The 6,207-nt window shown below is 38.3% G+C and carries 7 protein-coding genes; 1 reads left to right on the plus strand and 6 read right to left on the minus strand.

The annotated features are described in order from the left end of the window. Window positions 1-95: 95 nt before the first annotated feature. Window positions 96-242 (plus strand): hypothetical protein, encoded by a 147-nt coding sequence (locus AC075J_RS11170; protein WP_008705017.1) that lies wholly within the window; start codon window positions 96-98, stop codon window positions 240-242. On the opposite strand, the gene AC075J_RS11175 is transcribed toward AC075J_RS11170, so the two are convergent. The 6 genes from AC075J_RS11175 to AC075J_RS11200 all read right to left on the minus strand — a co-directional run bounded on the left by AC075J_RS11175 (window position 227) and on the right by AC075J_RS11200 (window position 6,113). Further along, complete coding sequence (locus tag AC075J_RS11175; RefSeq protein ID WP_182449060.1) at window positions 227-1,555, minus strand: phosphodiester glycosidase family protein; 1,329 nt, start codon at window positions 1,553-1,555, stop codon at window positions 227-229. The genes AC075J_RS11170 and AC075J_RS11175 overlap by 16 nt on opposite strands. A 62-nt stretch (window positions 1,556-1,617) precedes the next feature. Then, window positions 1,618-2,595, minus strand: a complete 978-nt coding sequence (locus AC075J_RS11180) for a DUF2971 domain-containing protein (protein WP_243100312.1) — start codon at window positions 2,593-2,595, stop codon at window positions 1,618-1,620. A 270-nt stretch (window positions 2,596-2,865) separates the two neighbouring features. Continuing rightward, window positions 2,866-3,051, minus strand: coding sequence for a hypothetical protein (locus tag AC075J_RS11185; protein ID WP_020993174.1), 186 nt, complete (start codon window positions 3,049-3,051; stop codon window positions 2,866-2,868). Between the two features lie 118 nt (window positions 3,052-3,169). Further along, window positions 3,170-4,033: a YitT family protein gene (locus AC075J_RS11190; RefSeq protein ID WP_020993175.1), complete on the minus strand. Its 864-nt coding sequence runs from the start codon at window positions 4,031-4,033 to the stop codon at window positions 3,170-3,172. Between the two features lie 309 nt (window positions 4,034-4,342). Next, window positions 4,343-5,506: an RNA-guided endonuclease InsQ/TnpB family protein gene (locus AC075J_RS11195; RefSeq protein ID WP_476390325.1), complete on the minus strand. Its 1,164-nt coding sequence runs from the start codon at window positions 5,504-5,506 to the stop codon at window positions 4,343-4,345. Then, window positions 5,454-6,113 carry an IS607 family transposase gene (locus AC075J_RS11200; RefSeq protein WP_476390326.1) on the minus strand — a complete coding sequence of 220 codons (660 nt, stop codon included), beginning with the start codon at window positions 6,111-6,113 and terminating at the stop codon, window positions 5,454-5,456. The genes AC075J_RS11195 and AC075J_RS11200 overlap by 53 nt, the downstream gene beginning before the upstream one ends. Window positions 6,114-6,207: the final 94 nt, after the last annotated feature.

Genomic DNA, 6,207 nt, shown 5'->3' on the forward strand with positions numbered 1-6,207 from the left:
TTTATCCAAGTCAGTGAATGAGACAAGTCAGGCGGATAAGATCATCTGCTTCGCTGCTCAGTTCATAACCGAATGACTGTGAAAGGAGGTCATCCATGTCTATGTTTATCCACGCAATTATCGTAATCCTGCTTGCTGTGCTGGCTATGGGGATCGGGCTGCTGATTCTTGTGTGCTGGGCTTTGGCAGCATGTGCAAGCAGACGGGATTCTTATCTGGAAAAGGATTATCGGGTGAAATAAAGGAAGTCTGCGCATGGACGCTGAGTATTGCCGATAAGTTTATTCATTACTTTTCCATTAAAGTACAGGGTTGCAGAACCGCCTCCATCCAGGTTGTAAGCATAAGTACAGCCGTAGGATTTGAAAATATTCACCATATCCCAGTGATTAAGACCATTATAGCTGCCGGTATCTGTTACAAGGAGTACATAATCGTTGGGCTTTACCATTCCTACCGCTGTACGTGGATAATATTTTTCTGTTTCAGCCCATGGAAGCTGGGCTTCGCCATCTTTAATAAGAACCGGACCAAAATTATATGTATCTTTTACACCGGCTGCAAGAAGATTTTTTCCCATAAGTCCCTGTGCCGGAGTATAGATGGTTCCGTCTTTCTTTACTGCCATGACTGAATAACTGGTCATGTAATCACCATAGATAATCCCGTTTTTGATGCACATGCCAAGGGGGGATGGTTTTCCTGTACCATAGTCAAAAGCACTGCCATTTACTCCGATAATGCCTCCATTTGAGGATACTGCATCAGAGGTTGTCTGTCGGGATCCGCCATAAGTTCCGTTGGAGAGGGCGGATTTCAGCTGTTTGGCACTGGATGTCTTTATATGCGCTGCCCAGTAGGAAATTCCATGGACTGATTTGCGTTCAAGTTTAATATTAAGAGTGCTGCTTTTGTATTCGTAAGTATTGCCGCTTTGAGTGACTGTTGGTTTAGTATTTGTCGGTTTAGTATCTGAAGATTTTACACGCTGCCCTTTGCTGTTTACATAATATTTACCTATCCAGGTATTTTTTGCCATCACTCCTGTTTTCTTGCTGAAATAGTAATAATATTTTCCTATCTTCTGCCAACCCTTTGCCATGGTGGAATTGCTAAGGAAATAGTATTTTTTTCCATCCTGGGTGAGCCATTGACTGGCGATCGCCACGCCGGATTTATTAAAGTAATAGGTATATTTATCTCCTGTAGCCCAGCGATTGCGGAACATGGCACCATTTTTACGATTGTAATAGTATTTATTACCGGAACGCTTCATCCACCCGGTGAAACGTTTGCCGTTGGCAATACTGTAGTAATAATAACCTTTATACTTAAAAGAACCGCAGATCAGACGCCCCTTTGAATTATAAAAATAGTAATCTCCGTTTATTTTCTGCCATCCCGTTTTCTTCGATGTGATGCTGACGGAGGTTCTGTCCTGTTTCACATATGTAGCTGCATTTACGGTAACTGCACGCATACTGATGCCTGCTGTCAGAAATAATGCCAGTATCAGAAATACCGCCACTTTTCTGAATGGTAATTTTCTTTTCATGTCTTTCATCTGCCTTTCCATGATGTCTGATATGCCCATATAAGGGAATTGCTATAAATATATTACCGATATGTCCCCTGCGATTTCTTTACCCGACAATTCGACAGACCGAGCGTTGTCAGATAATATTCCATGTCTCTCTCTGACATCAGACACTTTGGCCCTATAACGAGTTCCTTTATCAGCTGGTCAAGGCAATCTGAAAAATCAAAATCCACATAAGATATCAGCTGACTTTCTTTTACATAGTAGGAATAGTTATATAAACGTGCACCGAGAGAAAGTTCAACTTCTCTTCCCATCAGAAACTGTTTCGGCGAAAACTCGCACAATCGGATTTCGCTTTCCTCTCTGAAAAACGGATTTTTCATGTAAACAGATTCCTGAAATAATTTCAAAAACTTTTTCTCAAAACAGTTCATGACTTTATCCAGTACTTCTATTTCATAATCCTGCCTCTCCTCAATGCTTTCCCGACATTGTTCTTCTTTCTGTAATATCTTCTCGATTTCATCAACCAATTCTTGCACTATCTGATGTACAACTTCTCTCTGCTCTGCTTCAGAATAACTAATCTTATGTAATGACACAATTGACGGCTTTGAAATCTCCGGAGAAACCGTTACAACTTCTTTTAATACATCCAGGTCAAATCCGATGGCAGCTCCGCGCCCGTCATCCGCATATCCCCGCCACTGACTGAGCAGATCATTCTGATACGAAAAACAGGTTACATAATATCTGAAGTCTGCATGATTTTCATTGAAAAATTCATCTGTAAACAGTTTCACATATCCCATCAATCTCTCTGATGAAATCTTTGATCTGAATAAATCTGAAGCATTTTCATAAGCTCTTTTAAATTCTGCGTCATAATACCTGCAGATCCAGCTGATCTCCATGGAATCATTGGATTTCAGGATATTTGTCAGACGGAGGGAACGATTTTTCAAAATAGAATTCAATGATTCTAAACTGCAATAGTGATATACGATCATATTTTTTTCTTCTCCTGTAAATAATTGTTCTTTTGTAACCATTCAACATTCTGCCATCCCCCAAAAAATTCTATAGCAAAGTTCATCAGCAAAAGAACTTACGGAAAGTTTATATCAGTAAGTAACAGAATTATTATATCAGATACATCTTATGAATCTGTAAACTTATAGCAACCCTCGTAAATAATGCATATTGATTAAGAGGCTTGCTATAGAAAAACATTGCTTATACTTATAATATAATAACTGTTTTTTATAAAGAAATCCCCATCCACTGTTTATTATTTTGCAGCAGATAGGGATATGTTGAGGTTAATAGTTATATGCCCCCTCGTAAGCATTGCACCTGTCTAATTTCCGTGACTGATTCTGACAGGAACTGCATCTGTCGCAGAACTCCTGCTCATAACAGGTGGAACAGGCGCATGTCCTGCAGGCTTTGCGGTCATAGCCTGAGGTATTGCCGTGAGGAAGTGTGCTTTCTGTTGCATTACCCATATACATCGCCCTCCTTGTGTGCTGGTTACTGTTCGTCCAATCTTAAGTAAAAGTCCCGTGAACGAGCAGAGTTCCTTGTACCTTATATTATACGCTCACAGGAGGGGAATACAAGTAATTAATAATCGGTTTTCTGGTAAAATCTTCCGTTTATGTAATCGGTTTTGATAATATTTACAAAAGCCTTCGGATCGATCTCATGTACCTTCTTTACCAGATATTTTGCTTCTTCTGTAGAGACTACAGAATAGATCATACTGGTCTTCTCGTCTGTGTAACATCCGGTACCTTCAAAACGTGTCGCCGTATGATTGGTAAGTTTGAAAATCTCCTCATAAATCTGATACGGCTCCTTCGTGATAATGAACAGCGTATGCTTCTTATATCTCTGATGCAGCATCTGAATCACCTGAGTAGAGGTAAACTGAAAGATAATAGAGTAAAGTGCCCTGTCCCATCCAAAAAGCAAACCTGCCACAGTCAGGATCACTGCGTTTCCACACAGGATATAATTCCAGATATCCCTGCCATTTTTCTCGGAGAAATAAATTGCAATAAAGTCAGTTCCACCTGTACTGGTATTACCGATCAGACAGAGACTGATACAGAATCCATTGATCAGACCACCAAAGATACTGATCAACAATGTGTCATAAGTGATCGGCTGACTGGGAATTATATCCGTAAGCAAACCGGAAAGCACGATCACACAGACAGAACTTATCGTAAATTTCTTTCCAATAAACTTCAGACCAATAAATACAGGAATAGAGTTCAGCAGTACATTAATCAGCGTATATGGAACTGCAATCCCCATAAATGTCTGAAAAATGTTCTGGATCAGCAGAGTAAGTCCTGTAAATCCTCCCGGAAAAAGACCGCCTGCACGAACAAATGTCTTAATATTCAACGCCATGATCGTTGCAGCCAGAACCGCACAGCCGTAACGCTTGGCTTCATGTTTTAAATTAAGTTCCTTCATAATCACGTTTCCTCCCATCTCGCCAAACAGTTCAAATTGAACTCATGTGAAATTGCTTTTCACAATCTCTGCAGGAGACTTAACTGATTCGGCTAAAAAGCAGTTTTCCGTCAATGACAAACAAAAGGAAACCTTTCTACGCCGTTACTGAAAACTTATAAAAAGTTATAAACTTCTATGTTCCATTCCTACTTCAACGAGTATGCTTTTGATGATATAAATATCTATCTACTCACAAGTTCTTGTACTCTCCATAGGCGTAAATTCCGGACTAACGTATCCGTACATATTTGCATTAACGTTTCAGTGTCAGCTTGCAAATTGTTCTCCATAAGTCTTGAGATTTATAGATGCCTGGAAATCTCTGTCAATCATATTCCCACACTCACATCTATAAACTCTGTCAGATAACTTCAAATCTTTTTTGATATTTCCACAACAGCTGCAAAGCTTTGATGATGGATAAAACCGATCAGCCACAATAAGCTGGATCCCTTTATCGCTGCACTTATATTCAAGCTGTTTTCTAAACCAAAAAAATCCCTGTTCCTGGACTGCTTTGGATAAATGTCTGTTTTTCATCATTCCGCTGACATTCAGATCTTCAATACATATAAATCTTGGTTTTCGATTTATGATCTCAGATATGGTCTGATTCAAATAGTTTTTACGGATATTTGTTAATCTGTGATTTCGTTTTAATAAAAGTTTTTCCTTTTTGATTACATTATTTGTTTTACAGTAACTTTCTCCTTTTTTATTTTTCTCGTAAGAACGAGAGATACTACGCTGTAATCTGCGTTTCTGTTTTTCTAGTTTCTTTACTTTCTGACTCTTATTGATGTTCTTATACTTAGTTCCATCAGAACAGATCGCCAGATCTTTGATTCCCAGGTCTATGCCGACTCCGTCATCATTAAGTGTTTCCCTGCAGTCAGGAAATTCTACACATACACTGATCCACCAGTTCAATCCGTCAAAGGATATTCGCGGATTCATATATTTAGCATTTGTCGGAATACGTCCATGTTCTGCAAGTCTTACCCAATTCATTTTTTGTTTATTTGCTTTCCTGCTGGAGGAAAAGCCTTCAAATTTAACGTGGGTATTACTGAATCGTATCTTAACGTTGTCCTGATAGAACTTCGGCATTGATCTCTTTTTTGACTTGAATCTTGGGAATTTCTGCAAACCCTTGAAAAAATTCTTATAAGCAGTACAGGCATCTTTGATCGCCTGTTTGGTTACATTATTTGAAATACTCAGTAACCATGCATATTCATCAGAATGTCTAAGCTTTGTAAATTCTTTTCTGAGTTCTGCATCTGAAATGAATTTTCCACCTTTTTCATAGTTTTCTATTTCCCTGGCCAAAGCCCAGTTATAAGCAAATCTTGAAGCACCTGCGTACTGAAACATCTTAGTTTTCTGTACATTGTTTGGTATCAACATTACTTTTATGGCTTTTACCATCTGTTTCCTCCTGTATCAGTTCCCGGATAAGTTTCTTAGCTTTGTTCGCTCGTTTTCCTTGTAATTTGCAACTGAATACAGTGATTATCTGAACCAGATCTTCAACAAGTTCCTGCTGTTCGGACTTTTCAGTATTATCAATAATCTCAATCTCACAATTATAAAGTGAAGCGATATATTCTATCAACTCAAAACCAAATCGCAGTAACCGATCTTTATACAAAACAACAACCTTTTCAACCTGATTTTGAGATATTCGCCTGATCAATTCCTGGAGCCCTTTTTTCTTATAATCAATCCCGGAACCGATATCACTTATTATCTCAAACGGCTGTCCTTTTGCCAGAAGATATGTTTTAACATTATCAATCTGTCGTTCCAGATCATCTTTTTGTTTATGACTGGAAACACGACAATATCCAATTGTAATGCGGTTTTTAGGCTTTACATTTATTACCTGGTTGAGTTGCTCATCAGAATAATATCTATAGCCACTTACTGTAGTATGATGCGGATGAAGTTTTCCATTGGCATCCCAATTTCGTAATGTCTGGGCAGATACGCCTATAATTTTTGAAAATTCATGTATAGAATAATATTTACTCAAAGTATCAACTCCTTTCAATAATATTCTACTCTAATATCTTATAAAACTCAACATATGCTTATATGATTTTATAATTTATATTTAACTGTTAATA

It is taken from the genome of Blautia sp. ZXY-1-C6 (assembly GCF_056339875.1).